This is a genomic window from Halobacteriovorax sp. CON-3 (assembly GCF_043196995.1).
In the GTDB taxonomy this organism is placed as follows: domain Bacteria; phylum Bdellovibrionota; class Bacteriovoracia; order Bacteriovoracales; family Bacteriovoracaceae; genus Halobacteriovorax_A.
Map to the genome: position 1 here is coordinate 982,922 of NZ_JBEBNA010000001.1, position 23,876 is coordinate 1,006,797.

A 23,876-nucleotide genomic window follows, 5' to 3' on the forward strand; every position below is an offset into this window, starting at 1 on the left:
CGACAAGATAAGCGTTATCTCCTAGTTATGGATTTACTTGTATTTGCCCACCGCGGCGAGGCCCAAACATTTTTAAAAGAGATGGATTTTAAGTCCCATCCAGAATTTAACGACCTCTACCTAAGTGGTGATCAGAGTTACGGTTTAGTTCTCACAGGAGAGGGCCCACAGAATGTCATGATGGCACTTACCTATGCGATGGGTGTTCTAAAGACACAGGGAATTCAGCTAGGCCAACTTATCAACCTTGGAATCTGTGCTTCTTTTAATAAAGATCTTCAACAAGGTGAAATATTTGAGATTAGAACAATCTATGGGCAAAATGAATTCAAAAGCTTTCAGTGCCTAGGTGAATCTTCAAAGCTAGATCTTATTACCGCAAATGAACGAATTCTCGATACTGAGCTTGCAAAGGAGCTTTCTCACTTTGCCCCCCTTGCTGACCGCGAGGCCTGGGCCATTGGGTTAGTGGCCAAGAAATTCCAAACACCTTTAAGAGCTTTCAAGTTAATTTCAGATCACGTTACGGATGCACCAATTTGTGAATATATCAAAGAGCATGCACAGGATTACTCTCAAGAGCTCTACCGCTACTTTGTAAGTTCGGTATCAAAAAAAGAGAAGTCCTTAAATGGCGAGCTTCCTCTTCTCGATGATAAAGACTTCTATTTTACTCTTTCTCTAGAACGTGAAGTGAGAAACTTAACAGAGCAAATCCTTGTTAAGTATGAAATGAATCTGAAAGAACTTTTAAACTTAAGTGCCATAAAAGATATTAAGGCCCTTGAAACAACGCCAAAGAAGAAGGCATTAGAACTTAGAGACTTCTTAAAAGAAAAGCTCTATCCGACTCGAACAAAAATTATTAAACAACTTGATAGCTTTGTTAAAGACACAGGCTTAGAAAAGAATGAACTAACTTATGATCCTTCACTTGAAAAAGTTATCCTTAATATACGATCAAAAATATCTTCTGAAAAAGAACTGGTGAATCTGCAAAAGAAACTCTCTAAAATTGACTGGCAAAGATTTAACTCCCTAATGAATGGAGAAGAGCTTTGAAGATAGAGAAGATCTTTATTGAAGATTCAATTAAGGATGCCATTGTCGCAGCTCAGTTACCATTGAAGTTTCCAAAAGCAAAAGTCGAAATTATTTCAAACTATGCTGATATTTGGGGAAGGGTAAAAAAGCCTTATCTGCAAAAGAGAGACTCACTAAACCTCTTTATTGCTCGAAAGCAAGGCCAACTTGTAAAAGAAGCTCCTAATGCCTATGGTATCTCAGGAGAGCCCCACTACTATTTTATTCATGCCTATAATTGTATTTATGAATGTGACTATTGTTACCTACAAGGTTATTTCAATACTCCAGATCTCGTACTCTTTGTAAATCATGAAGAGATCGTTAATGAAATGCAGAAGCTGGCAGATAGATCCCCAGAAAATATGTGGTTTCATGCGGGAGAATTTAGTGACTCTCTTGCCCTGACTCACCTTACTGGGGAGCTAAATTATTACCATGAATTTACGAAGAAGAATCCTCACTGCTATATTGAGCTAAGAACAAAATCGGCAAATATTAAAGAGCTTCTCAAGCTTGCACCACTGCCAAATTTTATTACGTCCTTTTCTCTTTCACCAAAGAGTAAGGTTAAGTCTCATGACCTAAAGACTCCGAGTCTCTCGGCCCGTCTTAAGGCCATTAAGAGTCTTTATGAAGCAGGCCACCCTATTGGTATTCACTTTGATCCTGTCATTCACAGTGAGAGTTTTGAGAGTGAGTATGAAGAATTAATTAGTGAACTAAGTGAAGTCATTCCCCTAAGTAAGGTTGAGTATATATCAATTGGAGTTGTTCGCTTCACAAAGGATGTCTATTCTCAGGTGAAGAAGAACTACCCACAAACAACTTACTTTCATTCTGAATTAACAAAGGGTGAAGATGGAAAGATTCGTTATCCAAGGCCTATGAGAATGTGGATTCTAGGAAAGATAAAAGACCTTTGTCTAAGAGCAGGTGCCAGCGAAAAGAGTACCTATCTTTGTATGGAAGAATAATTACTCGTTTAAGAATTCTGGATAATTAAAATAGAGAATCTCAACCACAGAAGAAGAGAATCCTCGTTGTCTTTCACGATAGTTGCGATAAACCTCTCCAGGGTTTACAACCTTAGCGTTCTTAGCTGAAGCCTGATCAAAGCCTGCTTGAGACGTCGACATCTCATCATAAATTGCTTCAAGTTCAGAGAAGTACTCTTGGTTCTTACTTGATAAACTTCCTACGGCCTTTAAAAGAGTAAGAGACATAAGAATATTGTCTTGCAAGCTATCGGCCTCAAGACTTACGACAAGCTTATTTACAGCACTGTCTACGATCTCCGCTCTTTGTGCATCCGTTAGCTTACCTTCACTCGACATTTCAATAATAGTTTCAAAGAGAACTGTGATATTGGACTGACGGCAAACAAGAGGTGCTCGCATGATCGCTGCCATATCCTCTTCACTTATCTCATCAACACTATCAAGGGCCTCTTGCGCGTACTGAGGAAAGCGCTTTGCTATCGCTCTTCCTTCAAGATTCATCAGTAGATCTAAAGACCTATTTACCAAATTTACGATGCTTTCATCTTGGGCGTAGAAGCTAGAATCAGGATCAATAATTTGAGCTGGGGGCAAATACTCATTAAAAGTAACTTCACAGTCAGAATTACTTTTTTTTAACTCTTCAATAGTTGAACTCAACTCAGAGAAGACGCCACTATCAGGTCCAAGCCCATTAAGTGCTACAACCTGATCATCAGACCTCTTATAGTCTGCCTGCTCATGGAATTGCTTGCGTGGAACAAATTTCTTCTTAGGTAGTGCGCGATCTGTAAAAGCGATTGGGGCATTCTGAGAGTACTGCTCCCTCAAGGCCTCTGGGTGGTATTCATCATTATAATAAGTGTAGAAATAGTAACCGAGGGCCATTAAGACCAAGACCGACAAAAACAATAATATTCGTTTTTTCAAATCTCTTCCCTCAAAAAAAGTTCTAACTAGCTAGAATTACACTTAATAATAACTATATAATAACGACATTCCGCTGCTATGTCCAAATAACTTTGGTTTTTTGCAGTAAAAACCGTAGGATATTACGCAATTTGTACAAAAGTAGTTGCACTTTTACGACGTTATGTTTATATTCTACAACCTAATAACCCATATATTAATGTAGAGTTTATATAAATAAATAAGGATGAAGTGATGGCACGTACATGTGATTTAACTGGAAAAAGAAGACTTGTTGGTAACAAAGTTTCTCACGCTAAAAATAGAACTAAAATGACTCAAAAACCAAACCTTCAAACGAAGAGAGTTTTTGATCCTGTAACAGGTGAAACAATCAAGCTTAGACTTTCAACTAGAGCAATCAGAACTCTAGATAAAGTTGGTTCACTTTCTAAGTTCCTTAAGAAGTACAAGCACCTTTGGAACGCTTAATTAGATTATAATCGATTTAAGATAAAGAAAAGGCCAGCATTTTGCTGGCCTTTTTATTTGGGTAATTTTAATTTTTCTTAGTATTGAACATCTACTTGATCAATAGCAAATCCCCACTTCTGAACTGAACGATCAGACTTGAAAATAAGCTTAAGCGTATCACCTTCAGCGAAGAAAGAAGTATAGTTCTCACCTGAACCTGTAATCTTCTCAACTAGTACACCTCTGGCATCTCTAACTTCGATAAAGTCATAACGATTCTCAAGATCAAATTTACGAACTCTAACTCTCATAAATTTTGCACCTTCAACAGTGTAAGTCGTCTCAAGAGTTTGGTTCTCTAAGTATGGGTGCTCTGACTCAAAAGAAGAAACATTTACTGTTTCCCAATCTTCTGGGTTCGGCTCATTTCTTTCAGGAACTGTATCAGTTAAAAGGTTGTAAGCATTGATACGACCAGCGTTGATTGTCTTACCTCTTAGAGCTGCTACAGGATCAGAAGTAACCATTACCTTATTTCTAATTTGTAGTGGAGTAAGTCCTTTGTTTTCAGAAAGGAAAAGACCAATTACACCAGAAACATGTGGCGTTGCCATTGAAGTTCCAGAGTAAGAAGCATAACGTCCACCCTTAACAGTTGAAAGAATTTCGTGTCCTGGAGCACCAATATGTACCGTTGAACGTCCGTAACAAGAGAAGCTTGCTAGTTCATCTGCAGCAGTTGTTGCTGCAACAGAAATTACGTTATCAACATTGTAGTTTGATGGGTAGTGTGGCTTAGAATCATTGTCTGTTGAAGAGTTACCAGCAGCTGCAGTGAATACGATCCCTGCTTCATTAGCTCTTTCAATTGCTTCTTTAAGAGCTTCTGAGCGGCCACCGCCTCCCCAAGAGTTTGACATAATATCAACACCAATTTTCGTTGCATAATCAATCGACTTAATTGCAGCTTCAGTTGACCCTGAACCACTATCAGTTAGGAATTTAATCCCTACGAATTGAACATCTCTCATTACACCAGCAACACCAATTGCGTTATGTGAAGCACCGATTGTCCCTGCACAGTGAGTTCCGTGAGAGTGACCGTCCATTGGATCACCATCATTATTTGCGAAGTCATATCCGTGGATATCATCGATATATCCGTTTCCGTCATCATCAATTCCGTTACCTGGAATTTCACCTTCGTTTGTCCACATTTGATCTCTTAGATCTGGGTGGTTGTAATCAATACCTGTATCGATAACTGCAATCTTAATTGCACGATCACCTTGAGTAATTTCCCATGCTCTTAGTGCATCAACGTCTGCACCTTCAACACCAGAAACACCTCTTGGAGCATTTGAACCAGTATTTTGTAGTCCCCATAGTTGCCCAAATTTTTCATCAGCTGGCGTGTAGTAAACACCTTCATCTGAAGAAGTGTTATAACTTAAGATTTCTTCTAATACATTTGTGTGTACGATTGGCTTAACGATCTCATAGATAAAGTTTGGCTCTGCATACTCTACCTCTGCTCTTTCGTTCATTTGCTTTGCAATTGCATCAATTGATACAAGAGACTCATTAAACTTAACAACATATAAGTCACCAGACGTTAGTTCGATACGACGGTCAAGTGAACTTCCATGTAATGATTGTCCAAAGAAACTTTCAACAGATACATCTTTCTTTAACTTTACGATTAGTTCACCTGGAACGTAATCAGCAGCTAGTGGAGAAAGGGCCATTGCTGAAACAACAGCGGGTGCTAAAAATGCTTTTAATCTCATTAGATCCTCCTAATCTTTTTGTCTCCCTTCCATGGGAGACCCTATGCTAAGACTTTTGAATAATTGTCTATCAACTAGTTTAGCACTCTTTCAGAGGCAAAAATTTCAAAAGATACAAAATATTGAAAATGTGAGAAAATGTTAGTTAATGATACACGGTAAAAGTAGCGACCCAGTCCTAATAAAAAGAATCAAAGTTAACGTTTGGACACTTCGAGATGAAGTGGAAGCAGCGGTAAAACTAAGATACAAAAACGGCGAAAAGCCTAATATTGACGACCTCATCGAGATTTACAAGGATAAGGGCGAACTACCTATCAACGATAGCATTGAAGATGAAGAGGCAGCTCTTGATCCACAAGCTTTGGCCGATGCTGCCATGGCCGGAGACAATGTTACGCCTATCAAAGAAACAAAAATCATCAAGCAATTTATTCCTGATTTACCTCCTGCGAAGGTTTACGTAGGAAATATTCTCCTATCTGAACTCTACATGGATGGTATGTATTTCTTCTGTGAGAAGCAATTTACTCAAGGTCAATCAATTGTTGTTGATATTCAAATTCCAAATCGAATTATTCTAAATGGTGTCGTGATCTTCTCACGTACCTACAATATGAAAAGTCGTATTATCTCACAAACGAGCATGCCTTTCCGAACAGGTATCAAGTTTACATTCCTTAAAGAAGGTGAACGTACCCTACTTAGGAATTTTATCAAATCTATTGAGCCAGAAGTTAGAGAAGAACCGACTGCTCCAGCTGCGGCCAAAGAAAATAGCTCAAATGGTGATGATGACTTCGATCTCTTTGACGATCTCGAATAAGAATTCTAGAATTTCTTATGCAAAATATTAAACGTAATTACTTTTCAGCTAGCCTTGTCTCAATACTCTTTATTACTCTCCTATTTGGAGCAGTTATCAGTGAGTTTTTTCAAGCACCAGTTATTACATCTAAAGAACTTTCTAACCTCCAATTTCTTTTCACAAGTGATCAGGTTGATAAAGTTGATAATATTTCCCTTCAATCAAACCTTGGACGCTTTAGCCTCGCTAAAAATAAGAACCAATGGATTATTACAAAGCCTAGAAGAATTAATGCCAATGAGGCAATCATTAATAAACTCTTAGACTCACTAAAGAATGTGAAAATTAAAAAGATCTTTCCAAAGGATCCGATTAACCTTTCTAACTTCTCTCTTGATAACCCAACTTCGATTGTTACACTAAAGGGTGAAGATGGATCAGATGAAACAATCTCATTTGGTTTGATCAATCCTATTGATAACTCGACTTATGTTGTAAGTGATAAGGACAATGCTATCTATCACGTCAACGCAGTAAAGTTCTCTCTTGAAAAAATTGACCTTCCCTCTCTAATTGACTCACGAGTCTTTAGTTATGCACCAAGTGATATTAGAGGTGTTACAGTTATTAACTCAGGAAAGCTTCGTTTTGAATTTAGCCGTAATGATAAGGATATTTGGGTTTCAGGAAATAAGGCCCTTGATGATGAGGCGGTACAAGAGTTCTTAGTTAAGCTAACAAGCTTTAAGTCAAACTCTATTCTTGATAAGAGAACAGAGAAGATGGATAAGGCAATTGAGCGCTATCTGGCCAAGCCATACTTTAAAGTCATCGTTAAGATCAAAACAGGTGAAGAAATTGAGTATGACCTCTCTTGGGTTTTAACGAGCTTACCTGACCTTAATATTGAGAAAAAAGAGAATTTTATTATTCGAGCATCAAATAGAGAGCACCCTTTCTTAGTAAGCAAAGAGTACTTAAATGTTTTATACAAAAGGCTAAGATCTTTTAGACCAAGCCCTTTGAATAAAATTATTTATTAAGCGATTAAATTATTAAGGATATCAGAAGCCGCGCCTTCAACTTCATCAATGACGTGTTGAATGGCCTTACCGATACGGTGATGTTTGATTGGAAACTTCGCAAAAGGAATGAACATATAGTATGTCTCACCTTTGCAAGTCTCAAGAGCATTTAAGTCCTTAAAGATATTTTCATCAAAGTCAATTTTTACAGATTTTGCTTTTGTGCAATTTCCAATGACCTCATCAAACTCTTCGAATTTTTTCCCTGTAGCGCTGAGGAGTCCCCCAACCTCAGCACTAAGAGATATTTGGTCGGACTGCGATAGACTTAAGAAGTTCTTATGACCTTCAATTGATACAAGGATTCCCTTGCGACTCAATTGAACAATCTGTCCATCAACAGGTTTTAAAATAGAATTCCAAAATGAGAATTTAGCTTTTAAATTTGTATTCATTCTAAAGTCACGATGACTTAGAGAAAGATTATTAAGCAGGCGATCATAGACAAATAATTTGTAGATATCATAATCAACCCATCTCATTGAATGAAGATGCATGAATGGCCCGGCCTTATGCTTTAGAGAAATAAGCGTTTGCTTATTCACATCAAACCATAGGTGCTTAAGCCTAGGATCAATATAGAAGTTATACAGATCAAAGAGAGTTGTCTCCATCTCCCCTTTCTTATTAACAAGCCAAACTGGAATTTCCTTGAAGGTTTCAAGTTCTTCCTTTACTTCCTCAATACTCATTGAAGAATCACCATTTAAGTGTCGCTCTTTCATTGCACAAATTAGCTTTGACCAATTCGACCAATGTAGACTGTATGAACTGTCATCAAATAGTTGAATTGATTCAAATAACTTCGGGTCAGCAATATAATCTTCTAGATTCTTTAGCGCACTCATGGCCTTCTCACTTGTCAAAATTAGCTCAACATTTGTTCTATTCATTCAATATAGCAACATAGTTAATTAATTCGAGACTTATTCAAATTAGCCTTTAATTTCTATTAATTTCGAGTGCTTAACTTATAAACTAGGGCTTTCTCCAATAATTTATAAAATTGCGAAATATTGCCTATTATTCTTGGTATTTAATGATTTTAGCGACTTAAGCTATAATATGAACATATGAAAGCAGAGGATATCTTCCGTAAATCACATTTGGCCTTAAACTTGACCCCTTTTACTATTAGGGAGCTTTTTAACATTCCAACAACACCATGTGATGTTTATATCTTCGAAGATGGAATGTTTAAGCACAACCTCTACCGTGGCACTTATGTTTCAAATGACACACTTAAAGAGATGATTGAAAAAGGTCATACGATTGTCTTTGCAACAACAGAGCAAAGGCAAGAGCTTAAGGAATTACAACAAGATTGTCTTAGACAAGTGACTCGCTCATTTTCCATGGGTGATACTTACCAAAATTGTAAGAATCAATTGAATCTGATTACCATCAATCTTCGTTATCTTTTTGAAGATCCAACAGATGATAATGCACTTAATTTGCAGTATCAAAGTTTAAAAGTTCTGGCATCTTTCTTGATAAAGAACCCAAAAATGCATGAGGCCCTTTATCGCTACTTTGCGGCACAAGGACATCACTATATTTTTGCTCAGCCCCTACTTTCATCTATTTTTCTCGTAGGGATTTTAAAAACGTCTCAGCTTTATAATGATAAGGATATTGAGAACTTTTTTATCACAAGTTACTTTAAAGATATTGGGATGTCGGCCATACCAATTGATAAGTACGATAAAGAGAATCTTTCAGAAATGGATAAGGTGCTACTTGCAAAACACCCTATTATTTCAGCGCGAATTCTTCAAGGGCGCATTCAATTAAGCCCTGCTCATATGAAGGTTATTGAAAACCATCACACGTTCAGTATTTTAGATAAGTATGATTCAGATAACCAATACTTAAAAAATTTAACTGTCACAGGCTTTGAAACAATCATGGTAAATATTTGTGATATTGTTGCGGCCATGATCTCTCCACGCCCTTACCGAGAGGCCCTAACAATCTTTGATGCCTTAGAGAAAGTCCGTTCACATATTAGTAAGGACTACCCTCACGAGTTTAAAATTATCATTAATTATTTTCGTAATTTCTTTACAACTTCAGTCAAGTAAAAAAAACTTTTCATAACGTTTTAAATATTTCACAATTATAAGTAACCAAGGACTGAGGTTAATATATTTTTTATTACATATATTTAAATTCAACATTTGCCAGATTCTAGGGAGGGAACATGGCCAACGAAGTAAGCCCGGTAACGGGAATTATTGCAGAAGAAAACGTCTTTATCGATTTTGGTGAACACGAAGGTAAATCAATTTTAGAAATTCAGGACACTCTACCTGAGTATTACGACTTTCTCATTAATAAAAGAGAAGAAGGAATCTGTACGATCCGTCGTAACCAAGACAAGTCCTTCAGACTTTACGTATCAAATACATTACAATAATCACGCAGGGCGACATTGTCGCCCATTTTTTTAACAAAATCTTAATAAACACCATATTTACCATGTGCTAAATTCAATAAAACACTGAATTTAGGAGACACACATGATTAAGAGAATAATTGCACTTTGCTTTCTACTGGCAAGTTCAAGCACATTCGCTTTAAAGATTAATGCCGCTGGAGCATCTTTTCCATACGCAATTTATTCAAAATGGTTTTCAGAGTATTCAAAGCTTCACCCTGAAGTTCAATTCAACTATCAACCAATTGGATCAGGTGGAGGTATTCGCCAACTTCTAAAAGAAACTGTTGATTTTGGAGCTTCAGATGCTCCAATGAAAGCAAAAGATAAGAAGAAAGCTAAATGGCCAGTTCTTCACGTACCGATGGTGCTAGGAGCAGTTGCTATTGCTTATAATCATCCTCAAGTTCCAGATCAGCTAAAGCTTGATGGGCCAGCACTTGCAGATATCTACCTAGGTAAGATTACAAAGTGGAATGCAGCTCAAATTGCAGCTCTTAACCCAGGTGTAAAACTTCCTTCAGATGATATTCTCGTTGTTCGCCGTGCAGATGGTTCTGGAACAACAAAGAATTTTGCAGACTACCTTGTGGAAGTAAGCACTGAATGGAAGCAAAGAGTTGGAACAGGAAAGTCACTTCGATGGCCAACTGGTGTTGGGGCCAAAGGAAACGATGGTGTAACTTCAATAGTAAGTAACACTAAGGGATCAATCACTTATATGGATCTTGCTCACGCAAGAAAGAATAATATTAAGACAGTTGCTCTTAAGAATAAGTCTGGTGTATTCATCAATCCAACTGTTGAGGCCGTATCAGCATCAGCTAAAGAGTTTAAAACTGATGGAAAAGAGTTAACAGGTTCACTTATCAATAGTAGTGCCAAAGACTCATACCCTATCAGTGCCCTTACTTATATTCTTCTACCAATGGTGGAAAAAGATCAGAAACAAGTTGAGATTTACAAATTTGTCGAATGGGCAATCAGTAAAGGTCAAAGTTATGCTAAAGAACTTTACTACGCTCCACTACCAACTGAACTTTCCAAAAAGGTATTAGAAAGGGTAAAATCTCTTTAATGAACCTACTTAAAAAAATAGGGCCAGCTTCTCCTTCAAAACAGGATAAGTTGGCCTATATAACACTTCGATTCTTTTCTCTTATTGTCATTGTCCTACTAATACTTATGATTGGTCAGCTATTCTACGCCAGTCGTGAGGCATTTAGTGAATTTGGTTTTAAATTCATCACTGATGATTTTTGGAACCCAATTGATGATGAATTTGGTGCGCTACCATTTATCTTCGGTACAGTTGTCACTTCTCTACTAGCTCTTCTCATTGCAGGGCCAGTTAGTATTTCAGTGGCACTCTTTATTACAGAATATCTTCCAAAAGGTATTTCGAGTATTTTAGGAACTTTCGTTGAACTTATCGCTGCCGTTCCTAGTATTATTTTTGGGCTCTGGGGCCTTTACTACCTCGCTCCATTTGTAAAAGAAATGCTTACTCCGGCGCTTAAAGCAACACTTGGTTTCCTCCCATTCTTTCAAGGGCCAAGCTTTGGAATCGGTATTCTTACGGCCTCAATTATTTTGGCCATCATGATTATCCCAACAATTACTTCTGTTGCTCGAGAAGTATTTCGATCAGTTAATATTCTCCACAAGGAAGCGGCCCTAGGTCTTGGTGCAACAAAATTTGAAATGATCAAGATTGCAGTCTTAAGACCAAGCTTTTCGGGAATTGTTGGTGCCCTCGTTCTAGGACTTGGACGTGCTCTTGGAGAAACAATGGCCGTTGCTATGGTTATTGGGAATACACCACAAATTTCAAAATCAATCTTTGCCCCGGCCTCAACAATGGCCTCAGTTATGGCAAATGAATATGCAGAAGCAGAAAGTGATCTTCACCTTTCGGCCCTATGCTTAGTGGGTTTACTTCTTTTTGTTGTCACATTTGTCGTTAACTTAGTTGCACGTACAATTGTATGGAAGCAAACAAAGGGAGCATCAAAATGAAACTTCAAAAAAGTCGTATCATTAAGAACCTAGCCTTTAAAGGTCTACTTGTTCTCTCAGCATTACTCGTCATTCTTCCTTTAATTCTTGTCTTCATCTTCCTTCTGCAAAAGGGATCGACTTCAATTAGCTTAGATTTCTTTTTAAATGACCCTAAACCAGTTGGTGAAGTTGGTGGCGGAATGAGACATGCCATTTTAGGAACACTTATTATGGTTTCAATTGGCTCACTCATTGCTGTCCCGGTAGGAACACTATGCGGTGTCTACTTAAGCGAATATGGAAAGGGTAAAATTGCAACTTCACTAAGATTTACAATTGACCTACTAACAGGAGTACCTTCTATTGTTGTTGGTATTTTCTCTTACCTAATCTTTGTTGTAAGCTTCAAGTCATTCTCAGCACTGGCCGGAGCATTTGCTCTAAGTATAATCATTCTACCAATCGTAACGAGAACGACTGAAGAAATCTTAAAGCTAATTCCGAGACACGTAAGAGAAGCAGGTCTTGCCCTTGGACTTCCAAGATGGCGAGTGATCTACAATATCATTCTTAAGGGTTCAAGAAACTCTCTTATGACAGGAGTTATACTTGCAATCTCTCGTGCGGCAGGAGAAACAGCTCCCCTACTTTTTACAGCATTTGGAAGCATGTACATGAGCTACAATGTAACGGGCCCAATGGCCTCGCTTCCGGTACAAATTTATAACTATGCAATTAGTCCGTATAAAGAATGGCAACAACAAGCTTGGGCCGGATCTTTTACACTTATCATTATTGTTCTAGGACTAAATTTAAGTGCAAAGTTTTTATTCAATTCAAAGAAACTTAAGAAATTCTTTGTGAGGAAATCATAATGTCTAATAGCGATATCATTTTAGAAGTTAAAAATATTCAAGCATGGTTTGGTGACTTTCACGCCGTGAAAGGAATTGACCTTAAGTATCATAAGAATACCGTGAATGCGATTATTGGGCCTTCAGGATGTGGTAAATCAACATATATTCGAACTCTCAATCGTATCCATGAAGAAGTACAAGGGGCACGAGTTTCAGGAGAAGTTCTACTTGAAGGAAATGATATTTACGCGCCTTCAGCAGACCCTGTTGAAATTCGCAGAAAAATTGGAATGGTATTTCAAAAGCCAAATCCATTTGCGGCCATGAGTATCTATGACAATGTCGTCATTGGCCCAAGACTTTGGGGTAAGAAGAAAAAGAGCGAACTCGATGAGATCGCCTACAATTGTCTTTCAAAAGCTGCTCTTTGGAATGAAGTTAAGGATAAGCTACACCAAGAAGGAACTTCTCTATCTGGTGGTCAGCAACAAAGACTTTGTATTGCAAGAACACTAGCGACAAACCCTCCAATTGTTCTTATGGATGAGCCTACCTCTGCACTAGATCCAATTGCCACAGGAAAGATTGAAGACCTAATGAGTGAGCTAAAAAAAGACTACACGGTAATTGTGGTAACTCACAATATGCAACAAGCTGCTAGAATTGCAGACTATACAAGCTTCTTCATTCTAGGAGAGCTAATTGAGCATGGATTAAGTAGTGATGTCTTCACTAATCCAAAAGAAAAGAAAACAGAAGATTATATCACTGGCCGTTTTGGCTAAGGAGCATTCAATGGAATTAACTGTTGAAACACTAAGAAAAGATATTACAGAAATGGCAGCAGTTGTGGAAAAAATTCTCCACGTTGCAGTTGATGAAAAATCGAAAATGGAAAATCTTTATGAGCTTGAGAATGAAATCAATGAATTTCACAAGCTTGTGGATGACCATGTCTTTAAATTTATTGCTCTAAAGTCTCCTACTGCAATTGATCTTAGAACGGCCCTTGCCATCATGAAGATTAATTCTGAGTTAGAAAGACTTGGTGATGAGGCCGTTAACTTAAAGCGCTACCTAATGCGAATTTCAAACCAAGAAAAACACTGTAGCATCATTCAAGCTGAAGTCTTTGAAATGGTTAGAAAGAGTTTAATTGCCTTTGCTTCAAATAATATTCAAATGGCAACAGATGTTATCAAGGCCGACCACGAAGTTAACTCTCTCCACAGAGATCTTGTTAAGAAGTTCTACCAACTTCTAAAAGATGGGAAAGCAGAAGTTGATGAAGGTTTTGCAGTTATTCGCGTTTCAAAAATCTTTGAGAGATGCGGAGATCACGCAACAAATATTTGTGAAGATATTATCTTCCTAGAGTCAGGTAAAGACGTAAGGCACACAGAGGAACAGTAAGGCAAGTAATGAAAGCACTTATCGTAGAAGACGAACAATCTATTGCAAAATTAATTGGGGTTAACCTCAAGGCCATCGGAATTGATTACGATATGGCAAACACAGGAAACGATGCCATCTCGGCCATTGAGAATAATCAGTACGATCTCTTTGTTCTGGACCGAATGCTACCGGATCTAAGCGGTGTTCAAATTTGCCAATATATTCGAAATACTAAGAAGCTTAAGAGCGTTGGTATCCTATTTGTTACAGCATTAACTTCAAGCGAGTCAATTATTGAAGGACTCGATGCGGGAGCTGACGACTATATTACAAAGCCATTTGATATCGGTATTCTAAAGGCAAGAGTTAGTAGTCTTAAAAGACGAGTTGAAGGCCATCGCGATAGTTCACCTATCAATAATAAGAACACTTACAATCATATGGGTATCAAAGTTGACGTCGACGGAGTGAAGACAATTATTGATGATAAGGAAATTAAACTGACAGTTTCAGAGTTCAAAATTCTTTGTGTCTTAATATCTTCTCCAGGAAAGGTTTTTACGCGTAAGCAAATTGTTGATCTGATTAAAGGTGAAAATATCTACGTTACTGACCGAACAGTTGACACACATGTATTTGCCTTGAGAAAGAAACTTGGGAGCAAATCAAAAGTTGTCGAAACAGTTCGTGGAATTGGATATCGAGTAAAGAGTGAAGAATAACTTTTTCAATTTTCTAAAAATAAAGTTCTTGAATGATATCATTTTTTATCAAACGATAATCTTTTGTTTATCCCTACTCTTTTTAGGGACATTCTTTATCATTAATTTTAAAGATAATTTTATCCACTCAATTGTCGATCAAGAATTAAACTCGCTTCGCCAAGATGGTATTGCTCAGATATGTGACAAGCAAACAAAGCGCACACAATTCTATATTTTAAATGCAAATCGCACAATCAGGTGTGCTGCTCCAGGCTTTAAGATTGAAGACTTCAAAAATATTGTAATCGGTGGATATGACAGTGATGATAAGTATGTCTATCACCATCGTGTTCTTCACTCAAAAGGTAAAAGCTATACATTATTTTTAAGAGTTGAATCAGACGCGCTGAAATTAATTTCAACAGAAGTATTTTCAAAGCTCTTTATGGCAATGGGAATCCTTGGGATTATCTTTATTGCTGGCCAATTCTTCCTCTTTCGTCACTACTTCACACCTCTCTATGACCTCTTTCATATCTTTAGAATGAAAGGAGTTATCGATACGACGGATAGCCGTGATTATTGGGACTATATTGAGTCCAAGTCGATAAAGAGCTTTAATAAAAGAAGAAGGTTACAAAGAGACCTATTTAATACGAAACAGTACTATTCCGTTATTATCAATTCAATTGATGACCCTGTTGTGGTTACTGATTGTAAAGGCAAGATCATCTTCTGTAACAATGCCTTTAGAAAGTCATTTGCATCTTTTAATGGACGCTACCGTGGAGCTGAGCTCATTAGTATTATTAGAGACTATGACTTTATCAACCTAATTAAAAAGCATGGCTATCAAGCTAATCTAATTCACAACACACAGATGGCCCTGACAAAAGTAAGTGGTAAGACAAACTCTTTCCAACTTAAGATCAGTGATATTGAATCTAAAAATAAGAATAAAGAAATCCTATTCTACTTTAGTGATATTACAAAACTTCAAGATGTAAATAATATGCGAAGAGACTTCTTTGAGAATGTCTCTCATGAAATTAAAACACCTCTAACTTCAATTAAGGGCTACACTCAAACTCTAAAGTCCATCAATACTGATGATGACCAGCAAGAGATCATGGATATTGTCATTCAAAATGTTGATCGTCTTGATGAGCTTATCAATGGTATCCTCTCTCTTTCAAAAATTGAGAATGAAGGAAAAATTGAAGTGGAAGAAATTAATCTTCCATCATTTATTAACGCTCTTATTAATGATCAACAACTTAAGATCAATGCCAAGGATATGAGTGTCAACTACTCTCAAACTGGCCCAGAAACGATTGTGGCCAACGGAAAGCTACTCTATCACTGTATTTCAAACTTAGTTTCAAATGCCATCAAATACTCAAAGGATAGCACTCTCATTACAATTGAAAGTGGTCAAAGGGATAATCATCAATATATTGCTATTACCGATGAAGGTGTTGGAATCCCAAATGATAAGATCGCCAGAATCTTTGAAAGATTTTACAGAGTCGATCAATCACGAAGTATTAACACGGGTGGAACAGGTCTAGGTCTTGCAATTGCAAAGCACTCGGCACAAAAAATGAAAGCTTCTATTGAAGTTGAGAGTATGGTTGATAAGGGAACTACTTTTACGGTTCTCTTCCCAATTAAGTCTTAATCTATTTCAAACTTAATTGGTGCATCCATTAACTTCTTTAGCACTTCTTCGACATTGGCGTCATTGTAAAGAACATCGTAGAGTCCAGTAAAGATTCTTGCGCGGATATCATACTTTTGGGCCAATAAGAAAGCGGCCTTTGTCGTCTTATAACCTTCAACAACAGTACGTTGCGAGTTGATTATATCAAGAGGCTTTCTTCCCTTTGCAATTTCAAGTCCAAAAGTTTTATTACGTGAAAGGCCACCAGTTGTCGTTAGAATGAGATCCCCCATTCCACTTAGGCCATAGAAAGTTTCAGGACGAGCGTTAAAAACTTTACCGAAACGTAGCATTTCAACAATCCCACGAGTAATCATGGCCGCACGAGTATTGTGGTTATAGCCTAGGCCTTCAACAATCCCACCGGCAATGGCCAAAACGTTTTTAAGAGCACCACCTAAGAGCACGCCTTTAATATCATAATTAGGAAGCGCCTTAAAATAAGGTGTTTCAAGCTTGGCCGCAACATCCATTAAGACGCTTTTAGAGCGTCCTGCAATTGTGACAAGAGTGATCTGTTTTTCCATAATTTCTTTTGCGAAACTAGGGCCAGATAAGAATGTGATATTATCACGATATTGTGGGAAGAAATCATTTAACAGATCATCACTTAACTCAAGTGTATCTGGATCAATCCCCTTAGAAAGACTAATTAATGGAATTCCTTTTCCAAGGTAACTATTAAAGCGAACAAGGTTCTCACTAAAGAAAGTTCTAATTCCATGAGTCGGAAGACCTGAAACAATAAGTTCTAAACTCTCTTCTTCTTCAGCTTCCAGCTCACTCCAGTCTAGAATGGCCTTAATATTAGCATCTAGCTTAATTCCAGGAAGATAGACAGAGTTGATACGATCGTCATTTATATCCTTGTAGATATCCTCAGAACGTACCTTAAGAATTACGTTTTCAAACTTATGTGCCAGAATTGATGCAATAGAAGTACCAAATGCTCCGGCACCAACAACTAGTGCAGTCTTATATTCGAATTTTTCTTTTGTCATAGTGCAAGTATACCATGAAGACGTCCGACTCGTTCATAAATCGTTAACACTTCATCTGAACTATTGCATGTAACATTGAATGTGAAAGAAATATACTTACCTGTTTTAGATGGTTTTTCATGGTGTGGTTTTTCACCTACGGCCATAATTAACTCATCACGATTTGAATCATTTCCAATAAATTTAAAATTATAGACTGCTGGCCACTCGTATTGATCGTCTAATAGGGCCTTAAGTTTTGCTAAATCCATTTTTTATCAACTCCTACTTTGGCCATGAATGTTTGAAATCAATCGGCTTTCCATCAAAGTCTAAGACTTCTGGAACAATGCCGTGTACATAGCGGAAGATATCGATAACTTCTCTAACCGCACCATGGCCACCTTCTCTTTGAGTGACATAGTCACAATAAACTTGAATCTCATGAGACGCATGAGGAGTTGTCGCTGCAAAGCCTGCGGCCTTTAATAGCGGAACATCAAAGAACTCATCTCCCATAAAAAGAACTTCTTCTGGTTTAAAGCCAAGATCGAGAACTTTATTGAAGGCCACTCTCTTATCCTCATCACCAAGGAAGGCGAAATCAAGTTTTAGGTTATTCACAAAGCGCTCTTGAACACCTTTTGAAGCACCTCCAGAAATGACTCCTACTTTAAATCCTGCTCTCATAAGCAGTTTTAATGCGTAACCATCTGAAGTATGCGATGAGCGGTTAAATCCCATCTCATCATCTTGGTACCATACATGTCCAGGAGTTAGTACTCCATCGATATCAAAAGCAAGAACTTTGATATCTTTTAATTTCTCTTTGTACTTTTGTGCTTTTGTAAATAAATCCATTAATTATTCCGTAATTGCGTTTTTAATTCTTAATAGTCTTTGGATAATCGCTCCTGCCTGATCAAGCGGTAAGCTTGTTGCCGCATCAGACTTCGCTTCAGCTGGGTTAGGGTGAACTTCCATAAAGATCCCATCAGCACCTGCAGCGACTGCAGCTTGAGCAAGTGTTAAAATCTGCTCACGTTTCCCACCAGTTGATGTTCCAAGCCCACCAGGTCTTTGAACACAGTGAGTAGCGTCGTGAATTGCACGAACTCCAAATGACTTCATAATTTGAAAACTTGCCATATCAACAACAAGATTATTGTAACCAAATGAAGTCCCTCTTTCAGTTAGAAGGATTTTATCTTTTGTAATAAATTCTTCGGCCTTCTTTACAATATTTCCAGTCTCTTCAGGAGAAAGAAATTGTCCCTTTTTAATCTTAAGTTGAGCATCGTGCTTCTTACAAGCTTCAGCACCAGCTAGAATCATATCTGTTTGACGACATAGAAATGCTGGGATCTGGATTGTATCAACAACACTTGCTACTGTATCTGCTTGTTCAGCAGTGTGAAAGTCAGTGATAAGTTGAACTCCATATTGTTTCTTAACCTTTTCAAGAATCTGTAGACCTTTTTCAAGTCCAGGGCCTCTGAAAGAATCAATCGAAGAACGGTTGGCCTTATCGAAACTTCCTTTATAAGAAAAGTTGATTTGATCCTTAACAGGCTCAAGCATTTCTAAAAGACGTCCGCAAACGTCCATACACATTTGTTCAGACTCGATTACACAAGTCCCCATGAATAGATCAAATTTTTTATTTTCCATATTTATCTGCCTCTTTAATAAATTCGCTAAATACTGGGTGGGCCGCATATGGCCTCGATTTAAACTCTGGGTGGTACTGGCATGCAAAGAAGAAAGGATGATCCTTAATCTCAATCGTTTCAACAAGATCAAGCTCAGGGTTCTTCCCACTGATAACTAGCCCACATTCTTTTAATTGCTCAACGTAAAGGTTATTAACCTCTAAACGGTGACGGTGTCTTTCATGAATAAGTTTTTCACCGTACATTTCAATAGCACGGCTGCCATCAAGAAGTTCACACTCATAACTACCAAGGCGCATACTTCCACCCTTAGCTCCGTCACGAGTTTGTCCTTCCATGTAGTGAATTAAGAGATCACCACCATTATTAAATTCTTCCGACGTTGCGTCTTTTAATCCACAAATATTTCTCGCATATTCAACAATTGCCAATTGCATACCAAGACAGATTCCAAAGAATGGAAGCTTGTTTTCACGAGCGTATTGAATGGCAGAAATTTTTCCTTCTGTACCACGCTCTCCAAAACCACCTGGAACAAGAACACCTTGAACATCTTTTAATAGTTTTGCAGCGCCCTCTTTTTCAATATCTTCTGAGTCAACGTAGACAGGAACAAGCTTAAGCTGGTGAGCAAGAGCTCCGTGCTTAAGGGCCTCATCCAGTGACTTGTACGATTCGACAAGCTCTGTATATTTTCCAACAATCCCGATCTTTACTTCTCTTAAAGGGTGATCGAAGTTGTAGGCAACCTTTTCAAGGTCATCAATCTTTGGCGATGAAGACCAGATTCCTAAAATCTTTGTAATCTTCTCGTCTAAACCTTGTGAGTGAAAGTTTAGAGGAACCTTATAAATTGAATCCAAATCTAGTGATTGGAATACATTGTCTTTTGGTACGTTACAGAAAAGAGAGATCTTATCCATAATCGACTGATCAATCTCACGATCACTTCGACAAATAATAATATGTGGGAAGAGACCTTGTGAGCGAAGCTCTTTCACTGAGTGTTGAGCTGGCTTTGACTTTAACTCTCCAGCAGCTGAAAGATAAGGAATTAAAACAAGATGAACAAATAGAACATTCTCTTGCCCTACATCGTGAGCAAATTGTCTGATCGATTCAACATATGGAAGTGATTCAATATCACCAATTGTTCCACCAATTTCACCAATGAGAATATCTGCATCTTCTGCTGCAATATGAATACGACGTTTGATTTCATCAGTAATATGAGGAACAACTTGAACTGTTTTTCCTAAATACTTCCCTTCTCTTTCGCGTTCAATTACCTCGAGATAAACTTGACCAGTTGTGAAGTTTGATTGCTTAGAAAGTGTTAGTGAAGTGAATCTTTCGTAGTGGCCTAGATCAAGGTCTGTTTCTGCACCATCATCTGTCACAAAAACTTCCCCATGTTGAGTCGGACTCATTGTTCCTGGATCAACATTGATATAAGGATCCATCTTTAACATATTGATACGAATTCCTCGTCTCTCAAGTAAAGATGCAATCGATGCAGCAGCTAGTCCCTTACCAAGAGAACTTGCAACACCACCAGTAATAAAAATATACTTCTTTTGGCTATTTGCCATTTATCACTCCCTCCACGAATGGAATATCTTCTGGAGTATCAACTCCACATAATGTCATATCTGTAATTGCTGCACCAATAGTGTAGCCGTTATCTAATAGTCTTAGTTGCTCAAGGCATTCAATCTTTTCATTAGTCGACTCACCTAGTGAGCAAAAGCTTTTTAATACTTCAGGCCTAAATGAATAAATACCAATATGGAGATACCAATTAAGTCCTGGTGTATTTTGTCGATTGAATGGATGCGGGCTTCTTGTAAAGTAATGACAAATATTCTTTTCTTTTGAAAAGACGGCCTTTACCTTATTTGGGTTTAAGTAATCCTCATGATCATTATCAATCGACATCTCCTTAATCACCGTGGCCACATCAAAGCCTTGAGAGCTGTGAATTCTAAGAAGTTCACTCAGTAAGTCTGCTTGAATTAGAGGCTCATCACCTTGCACATTGATAACGAAATCAAATTCTTCTTCTTTGAAGAAACGATCATAGGCCAAGAAAATTCTTTCACTTCCCGAAGGCACATCATCATCGATACGAACCACATTGCGGCCCGAGTCTTTTAACATATTTTCAATTTCATCATTATCCGTTACGACACAAACTTTTGAACCAGGAAAATTTTCTACAATACCAGCACATCCATCATAAACATGAGAGACCATTGCCTTGCCGGCGATATTTGCTAGAGGTTTTCCGGGGAAACGAGTCGAGGCGAATCTTGATGGTATTAATACCAAAGCTTTTAAGTTCATTATTTACCTTTTTGACAGTAAATAATAACAAATACCTGTGCTACTTGCAAAGTGTGATATCATAAATCTATGAAATACTTCGCCTTAACACTCAGTGCCATTGTTTTTATTTATACGGCCTTAATTGAGCATAGACTTAATGCGCAAACGATTTCAGATTCCATCATTACCGACCCAAGTATTTCCCGCCGATGTGACTCTTTGATGAACCAACGACAAGAAAAAGTTGAACACCGTCAAAGACTTCTCTTCTTACTTGATCGAAATAAAAATCTCTTAAAATCGACTCCAGATAATAAGAAATCTATTGCCTCAAAACTGCGCGATAATCAATACCGCGTCATTCAAGAATTAAAGATTACAAATCTCAAAGTTATCAAACTCGAAGAACAGATTGTTCGTCGTGGTTGCCCAGGACTCACTCTCTAACGAGCAAGAGTTGCCATCTCATATCACGCAAGTCATAATTTTAGCAGACGCACAAAATTAGCAATTAGCTAAACGAGAGGGACTTCATTTATGACTAAAACAATAGGCTTTGTTTGCGCCTACCTATTTCTATCAACCTTTTCCTATGCATTAGAACAATCTCCAGAGATCTTCATTCAAGAGGCCAGCGAAGATAAAGTTGACGAGAGTGCTTATCGCCCCCTTGATATCGGAACTGTCATCGAGCAAGGAATGCGAAGCTATCAAGATAATATCATTCGTCGCAAGAATATTGAGATCCTTAAAAATCGACTTGAAGATACAAAAGAAGAATTCTGGACACCAAATCCTAAGATTAACTTTCAGTTAAATCCTCAACGAATTGGTACCCTTAAAAGTGGTAATAACGATCTAACTCGCACGGCCCGCACTGCAAGTGGAAGCGTCGGACTAGAGCTTGGGGAATACACTCTATTTAACTGGGGTAAGGATTACTTAAATTATAAGAATGAAAAGGAATCTCTTGAGCGCCAAATTGATCGCGATAAGGAAACACTTCGTGAATTTAAGCAAGAGCTTGTTCGCGAATATGTGAAGCTTATTCATGCAAAGGATTTAAAGATCATTGCTCGCCAATATCTACAAAGAGCGACACTTGTGTATCGTATGAATCGTGAAAAAGTTCTTCAAAAGAAAGTTACAAAGCACGAGTACTACCAGTCACGTGCCGAATACCTAAGAGCACAAGAAGCTTATACAAATGCAAAGACTAATGAAAATATTGCATCTGAAGACATGGCAAAGCGCTTAAATGATCCCCCGGGAACACTCTACTTCATTAAGGATGATTATCAGTATGAGAAATCAACTTATAGTAGAGACAATGCCATTGCGACAGCAAGAAAAGTCTCACCTTTTATTCTTGATAAGAAGGTCGAGAGAAATATCAAAAATCGTGAATACGAAATTGCGGTAAGAGACAATCTTCCTCTACCAAAGATCACTGTTAACTTTGGAACGTACTCTCAAATTTTTGATGGTAGCTCTGTGACAAATGACTACTACACAACGTCAGTGGGCAATTCTAATATTGACCTTGTGGCAAGCCTAAACGCCAGCTGGACTCTATTTGGCGATGGCGGGCTCTTTAATCGCAGAAAGCTTGCAAATGCAAGACTTGAAAAAGAGAAGGCCATGTATGACCTAAGCCTGACAAGAAGAAAAGTTGAAGAAGCTATTGTTAATATTTTCAACTTTTTAAACTCTTCAGTTGAGCAACTTAATATTATCAAGTCTCGTAATGATTCATTAAAAAAGAGAATGGAGACGGCCCTGTATCAATATACAAATCGCAAGACGCGCTACTTAGAATATCAGCTGGCCATGCAAGACTACTTTGACTCACTTACTAGAGAGTCTATGATAAAATTTCAATACCTAGCTAAAAGAGTTGAACTTGCTCAAATTGTCGGTATCGAAAATCTCCCGGACCAAGCTTTTGATAAGGCGATTATTAAAGGAGGAGGACGTTAATGAAAAAATTAAGTTTAATCTCTACTCTACTTTTAACTTTAAACTCTTCAGTATTTGCACAAGACTTAACAAGTTTCGAAGATATCAACGTCGTGGATGAAGACTATGGCTACGAGACTTCTCGCTACAATATTAAGGATGATAATTTCTCTCTAGAATTTAATTATGGTGGAATTACAAACCTAAGCGAATTTGCTTCGACAAATACAATTAGTGGAACACTTACTTTCTACAGCGATAGGTACTCTCTAAGTCTATACGGTGCCCTAAATACTCTTGATGTTGCAAGCGTAACTCAATTTGACAACCTCGATGCAAGTCTAAGTGTTTATACAGGAGGCCTAGGACTTAGTAGGCGCTCAATTTTAATTAATGACTTCATTAATATTAAGTCTATTTACGATGAAATTCATGCCCATATTACTTATAATATGACAGACTCTGAAGCCTTTGGAACTGAACTATCTGGACTTGGGTTTAATGCTGGCTATGGTTTAATTTATCGAGCTAGTAGTGGCCTTCATTTTTCAGCAAGGCTTATCTATAACCTGATGGCCTTAAAGAGTTCTGATGACACAATTACAGCAGAGGCATCGGCAAGTTGGGTAAGTGCTCAACTTGGAGTAGGTTTTATTTTTTAAAAGA

Annotated in this window: 26 protein-coding genes; 17 read left to right on the forward strand and 9 right to left on the reverse strand. The window is 37.8% G+C overall.

Annotated elements, in window-relative coordinates; genetic code table 11:
• The first annotated feature begins 27 nt into the window (after positions 1 to 27).
• Together ABMA72_RS04495 and ABMA72_RS04500 are read left to right on the forward strand one after the other, a co-directional pair.
• Positions 28 to 1,062: a hypothetical protein gene (locus tag ABMA72_RS04495; RefSeq protein WP_393056229.1), complete on the forward strand. Its 1,035-nt coding sequence runs from the start codon at positions 28 to 30 to the stop codon at positions 1,060 to 1,062.
• The gene (locus ABMA72_RS04500) at positions 1,059 to 2,060 is read left to right on the forward strand and encodes a radical SAM protein (protein WP_393056231.1); all 1,002 of its coding nucleotides are present in this window, start codon (positions 1,059 to 1,061) and stop codon (positions 2,058 to 2,060) included. The genes ABMA72_RS04495 and ABMA72_RS04500 overlap by 4 nt, the downstream gene beginning before the upstream one ends.
• Here the strand turns inward: ABMA72_RS04500 and ABMA72_RS04505 are convergent, their stop codons facing one another.
• Positions 2,061 to 3,014: a hypothetical protein gene (locus tag ABMA72_RS04505; RefSeq protein ID WP_392856489.1), complete on the reverse strand. Its 954-nt coding sequence runs from the start codon at positions 3,012 to 3,014 to the stop codon at positions 2,061 to 2,063.
• Between the two features lie 234 nt (positions 3,015 to 3,248).
• On the opposite strand from ABMA72_RS04505, the gene rpmB reads away from it, so the two are divergent.
• Positions 3,249 to 3,485: a 50S ribosomal protein L28 gene (rpmB, locus tag ABMA72_RS04510; RefSeq protein ID WP_021266376.1), complete on the forward strand. Its 237-nt coding sequence runs from the start codon at positions 3,249 to 3,251 to the stop codon at positions 3,483 to 3,485.
• Positions 3,486 to 3,562: 77 nt separating this feature from the next.
• On the opposite strand, the gene ABMA72_RS04515 is transcribed toward rpmB, so the two are convergent.
• Positions 3,563 to 5,257: a S8 family serine peptidase gene (locus tag ABMA72_RS04515; RefSeq protein ID WP_392856491.1), complete on the reverse strand. Its 1,695-nt coding sequence runs from the start codon at positions 5,255 to 5,257 to the stop codon at positions 3,563 to 3,565.
• Between the two features lie 148 nt (positions 5,258 to 5,405).
• On the opposite strand from ABMA72_RS04515, the gene ABMA72_RS04520 reads away from it, so the two are divergent.
• The gene (locus tag ABMA72_RS04520; protein WP_392856492.1) at positions 5,406 to 6,083 is read left to right on the forward strand and encodes a hypothetical protein; all 678 of its coding nucleotides are present in this window, start codon (positions 5,406 to 5,408) and stop codon (positions 6,081 to 6,083) included.
• Positions 6,084 to 6,100: 17 nt separating this feature from the next.
• Positions 6,101 to 7,108: a DUF4340 domain-containing protein gene (locus ABMA72_RS04525; protein WP_392856494.1), complete on the forward strand. Its 1,008-nt coding sequence runs from the start codon at positions 6,101 to 6,103 to the stop codon at positions 7,106 to 7,108.
• On the opposite strand, the gene ABMA72_RS04530 is transcribed toward ABMA72_RS04525, so the two are convergent.
• Complete coding sequence (locus ABMA72_RS04530) at positions 7,105 to 8,043, reverse strand: hypothetical protein (RefSeq protein WP_392856496.1); 939 nt, start codon at positions 8,041 to 8,043, stop codon at positions 7,105 to 7,107. The genes ABMA72_RS04525 and ABMA72_RS04530 overlap by 4 nt on opposite strands.
• 180 nt (positions 8,044 to 8,223) lie before the next feature.
• On the opposite strand from ABMA72_RS04530, the gene ABMA72_RS04535 reads away from it, so the two are divergent.
• The 9 genes from ABMA72_RS04535 to ABMA72_RS04575 all read left to right on the forward strand — a co-directional run bounded on the left by ABMA72_RS04535 (position 8,224) and on the right by ABMA72_RS04575 (position 16,228).
• Positions 8,224 to 9,234, forward strand: coding sequence for an HD-GYP domain-containing protein (locus ABMA72_RS04535; protein ID WP_392856497.1), 1,011 nt, complete (start codon positions 8,224 to 8,226; stop codon positions 9,232 to 9,234).
• A gap of 119 nt (positions 9,235 to 9,353) precedes the next feature.
• Positions 9,354 to 9,569 (forward strand): hypothetical protein, encoded by a 216-nt coding sequence (locus ABMA72_RS04540; protein WP_021266044.1) that lies wholly within the window; start codon positions 9,354 to 9,356, stop codon positions 9,567 to 9,569.
• Positions 9,570 to 9,672: 103 nt separating this feature from the next.
• Complete coding sequence (pstS, locus tag ABMA72_RS04545) at positions 9,673 to 10,668, forward strand: phosphate ABC transporter substrate-binding protein PstS (RefSeq protein ID WP_393056233.1); 996 nt, start codon at positions 9,673 to 9,675, stop codon at positions 10,666 to 10,668.
• Positions 10,668 to 11,609, forward strand: coding sequence for a phosphate ABC transporter permease subunit PstC (gene pstC, locus ABMA72_RS04550; RefSeq protein ID WP_392856502.1), 942 nt, complete (start codon positions 10,668 to 10,670; stop codon positions 11,607 to 11,609). Before pstS ends, pstC begins: the two co-directional genes overlap by 1 nt.
• Positions 11,606 to 12,466, forward strand: coding sequence for a phosphate ABC transporter permease PstA (pstA, locus tag ABMA72_RS04555; protein ID WP_392856503.1), 861 nt, complete (start codon positions 11,606 to 11,608; stop codon positions 12,464 to 12,466). The genes pstC and pstA overlap by 4 nt, the downstream gene beginning before the upstream one ends.
• Complete coding sequence (gene pstB / locus ABMA72_RS04560; RefSeq protein WP_392856505.1) at positions 12,466 to 13,233, forward strand: phosphate ABC transporter ATP-binding protein PstB; 768 nt, start codon at positions 12,466 to 12,468, stop codon at positions 13,231 to 13,233. The genes pstA and pstB overlap by 1 nt, the downstream gene beginning before the upstream one ends.
• 10 nt (positions 13,234 to 13,243) lie before the next feature.
• A complete protein-coding gene (gene phoU, locus ABMA72_RS04565; protein WP_392856506.1) occupies positions 13,244 to 13,861 on the forward strand; it encodes a phosphate signaling complex protein PhoU in 618 nt (205 codons plus the stop codon).
• A gap of 8 nt (positions 13,862 to 13,869) precedes the next feature.
• On the forward strand, positions 13,870 to 14,565 hold the full coding sequence (locus ABMA72_RS04570) for a response regulator transcription factor (RefSeq protein WP_393056235.1): 696 nt from the start codon (positions 13,870 to 13,872) through the stop codon (positions 14,563 to 14,565).
• 28 nt (positions 14,566 to 14,593) lie between these two features.
• Entirely contained in the window at positions 14,594 to 16,228 is a 1,635-nt protein-coding gene (locus ABMA72_RS04575) for an ATP-binding protein (RefSeq protein ID WP_392856511.1), read from the forward strand.
• On the opposite strand, the gene ABMA72_RS04580 is transcribed toward ABMA72_RS04575, so the two are convergent.
• Genes ABMA72_RS04580 through ABMA72_RS04605 form a run of 6 tightly spaced genes read right to left on the reverse strand, consistent with a single transcriptional unit; the run spans position 16,225 to position 21,269 of the window.
• The gene (locus ABMA72_RS04580; RefSeq protein WP_392856512.1) at positions 16,225 to 17,271 is read right to left on the reverse strand and encodes an NAD(P)H-dependent glycerol-3-phosphate dehydrogenase; all 1,047 of its coding nucleotides are present in this window, start codon (positions 17,269 to 17,271) and stop codon (positions 16,225 to 16,227) included. The two genes, ABMA72_RS04575 and ABMA72_RS04580, sit on opposite strands and share 4 nt — an antisense overlap.
• Positions 17,268 to 17,522: a DUF493 family protein gene (locus ABMA72_RS04585; protein WP_392856514.1), complete on the reverse strand. Its 255-nt coding sequence runs from the start codon at positions 17,520 to 17,522 to the stop codon at positions 17,268 to 17,270. The genes ABMA72_RS04580 and ABMA72_RS04585 overlap by 4 nt, the downstream gene beginning before the upstream one ends.
• Positions 17,523 to 17,535: 13 nt before the next feature.
• Positions 17,536 to 18,111, reverse strand: a complete 576-nt coding sequence (locus ABMA72_RS04590) for a KdsC family phosphatase (protein WP_392856516.1) — start codon at positions 18,109 to 18,111, stop codon at positions 17,536 to 17,538.
• A gap of 3 nt (positions 18,112 to 18,114) precedes the next feature.
• The gene (kdsA, locus tag ABMA72_RS04595; RefSeq protein ID WP_392856518.1) at positions 18,115 to 18,921 is read right to left on the reverse strand and encodes a 3-deoxy-8-phosphooctulonate synthase; all 807 of its coding nucleotides are present in this window, start codon (positions 18,919 to 18,921) and stop codon (positions 18,115 to 18,117) included.
• Positions 18,911 to 20,515 (reverse strand): CTP synthase, encoded by a 1,605-nt coding sequence (locus ABMA72_RS04600; RefSeq protein ID WP_392856520.1) that lies wholly within the window; start codon positions 20,513 to 20,515, stop codon positions 18,911 to 18,913. The genes kdsA and ABMA72_RS04600 overlap by 11 nt, the downstream gene beginning before the upstream one ends.
• The gene (locus ABMA72_RS04605; RefSeq protein WP_392856522.1) at positions 20,505 to 21,269 is read right to left on the reverse strand and encodes a 3-deoxy-manno-octulosonate cytidylyltransferase; all 765 of its coding nucleotides are present in this window, start codon (positions 21,267 to 21,269) and stop codon (positions 20,505 to 20,507) included. Before ABMA72_RS04605 ends, ABMA72_RS04600 begins: the two co-directional genes overlap by 11 nt.
• 69 nt (positions 21,270 to 21,338) lie before the next feature.
• Here ABMA72_RS04605 and ABMA72_RS04610 point away from each other — a divergent pair, with 69 nt between their 5' ends.
• The 3 genes from ABMA72_RS04610 (at position 21,339) to ABMA72_RS04620 (ending at position 23,872) form a co-directional block, all read left to right on the forward strand.
• Positions 21,339 to 21,698, forward strand: coding sequence for a hypothetical protein (locus ABMA72_RS04610; RefSeq protein WP_392856523.1), 360 nt, complete (start codon positions 21,339 to 21,341; stop codon positions 21,696 to 21,698).
• Positions 21,699 to 21,788: 90 nt separating this feature from the next.
• Complete coding sequence (locus tag ABMA72_RS04615) at positions 21,789 to 23,231, forward strand: TolC family protein (RefSeq protein ID WP_392856525.1); 1,443 nt, start codon at positions 21,789 to 21,791, stop codon at positions 23,229 to 23,231.
• A complete protein-coding gene (locus tag ABMA72_RS04620; protein WP_392856527.1) occupies positions 23,231 to 23,872 on the forward strand; it encodes a hypothetical protein in 642 nt (213 codons plus the stop codon). The genes ABMA72_RS04615 and ABMA72_RS04620 overlap by 1 nt, the downstream gene beginning before the upstream one ends.
• Positions 23,873 to 23,876: the final 4 nt, after the last annotated feature.

Bases quoted from the DNA above. Each gene is read 5' to 3' on its own strand.
- ABMA72_RS04580 (WP_392856512.1), bottom strand. From the start codon at position 17,271: ATGACAAAAGAAAAATTCGAATATAAGACTGCACTAGTTGTTGGTGCC.
- pstB (WP_392856505.1), top strand. From the start codon at position 12,466: ATGTCTAATAGCGATATCATTTTAGAAGTTAAAAATATTCAAGCATGG.
- ABMA72_RS04585 (WP_392856514.1), bottom strand. From the start codon at position 17,522: ATGGATTTAGCAAAACTTAAGGCCCTATTAGACGATCAATACGAGTGG.
- rpmB (WP_021266376.1), top strand. From the start codon at position 3,249: ATGGCACGTACATGTGATTTAACTGGAAAAAGAAGACTTGTTGGTAAC.
- phoU (WP_392856506.1), top strand. From the start codon at position 13,244: ATGGAATTAACTGTTGAAACACTAAGAAAAGATATTACAGAAATGGCA.
- ABMA72_RS04530 (WP_392856496.1), bottom strand. From the start codon at position 8,043: ATGAATAGAACAAATGTTGAGCTAATTTTGACAAGTGAGAAGGCCATG.
- ABMA72_RS04615 (WP_392856525.1), top strand. From the start codon at position 21,789: ATGACTAAAACAATAGGCTTTGTTTGCGCCTACCTATTTCTATCAACC.
- ABMA72_RS04600 (WP_392856520.1), bottom strand. From the start codon at position 20,515: ATGGCAAATAGCCAAAAGAAGTATATTTTTATTACTGGTGGTGTTGCA.
- ABMA72_RS04610 (WP_392856523.1), top strand. From the start codon at position 21,339: ATGAAATACTTCGCCTTAACACTCAGTGCCATTGTTTTTATTTATACG.
- ABMA72_RS04540 (WP_021266044.1), top strand. From the start codon at position 9,354: ATGGCCAACGAAGTAAGCCCGGTAACGGGAATTATTGCAGAAGAAAAC.
- pstS (WP_393056233.1), top strand. From the start codon at position 9,673: ATGATTAAGAGAATAATTGCACTTTGCTTTCTACTGGCAAGTTCAAGC.
- kdsA (WP_392856518.1), bottom strand. From the start codon at position 18,921: ATGGAAAATAAAAAATTTGATCTATTCATGGGGACTTGTGTAATCGAG.
- ABMA72_RS04520 (WP_392856492.1), top strand. From the start codon at position 5,406: ATGATACACGGTAAAAGTAGCGACCCAGTCCTAATAAAAAGAATCAAA.
- ABMA72_RS04590 (WP_392856516.1), bottom strand. From the start codon at position 18,111: ATGGATTTATTTACAAAAGCACAAAAGTACAAAGAGAAATTAAAAGAT.
- pstA (WP_392856503.1), top strand. From the start codon at position 11,606: ATGAAACTTCAAAAAAGTCGTATCATTAAGAACCTAGCCTTTAAAGGT.
- pstC (WP_392856502.1), top strand. From the start codon at position 10,668: ATGAACCTACTTAAAAAAATAGGGCCAGCTTCTCCTTCAAAACAGGAT.
- ABMA72_RS04620 (WP_392856527.1), top strand. From the start codon at position 23,231: ATGAAAAAATTAAGTTTAATCTCTACTCTACTTTTAACTTTAAACTCT.
- ABMA72_RS04495 (WP_393056229.1), top strand. From the start codon at position 28: ATGGATTTACTTGTATTTGCCCACCGCGGCGAGGCCCAAACATTTTTA.
- ABMA72_RS04525 (WP_392856494.1), top strand. From the start codon at position 6,101: ATGCAAAATATTAAACGTAATTACTTTTCAGCTAGCCTTGTCTCAATA.
- ABMA72_RS04535 (WP_392856497.1), top strand. From the start codon at position 8,224: ATGAAAGCAGAGGATATCTTCCGTAAATCACATTTGGCCTTAAACTTG.
- ABMA72_RS04570 (WP_393056235.1), top strand. From the start codon at position 13,870: ATGAAAGCACTTATCGTAGAAGACGAACAATCTATTGCAAAATTAATT.
- ABMA72_RS04605 (WP_392856522.1), bottom strand. From the start codon at position 21,269: ATGAACTTAAAAGCTTTGGTATTAATACCATCAAGATTCGCCTCGACT.
- ABMA72_RS04515 (WP_392856491.1), bottom strand. From the start codon at position 5,257: ATGAGATTAAAAGCATTTTTAGCACCCGCTGTTGTTTCAGCAATGGCC.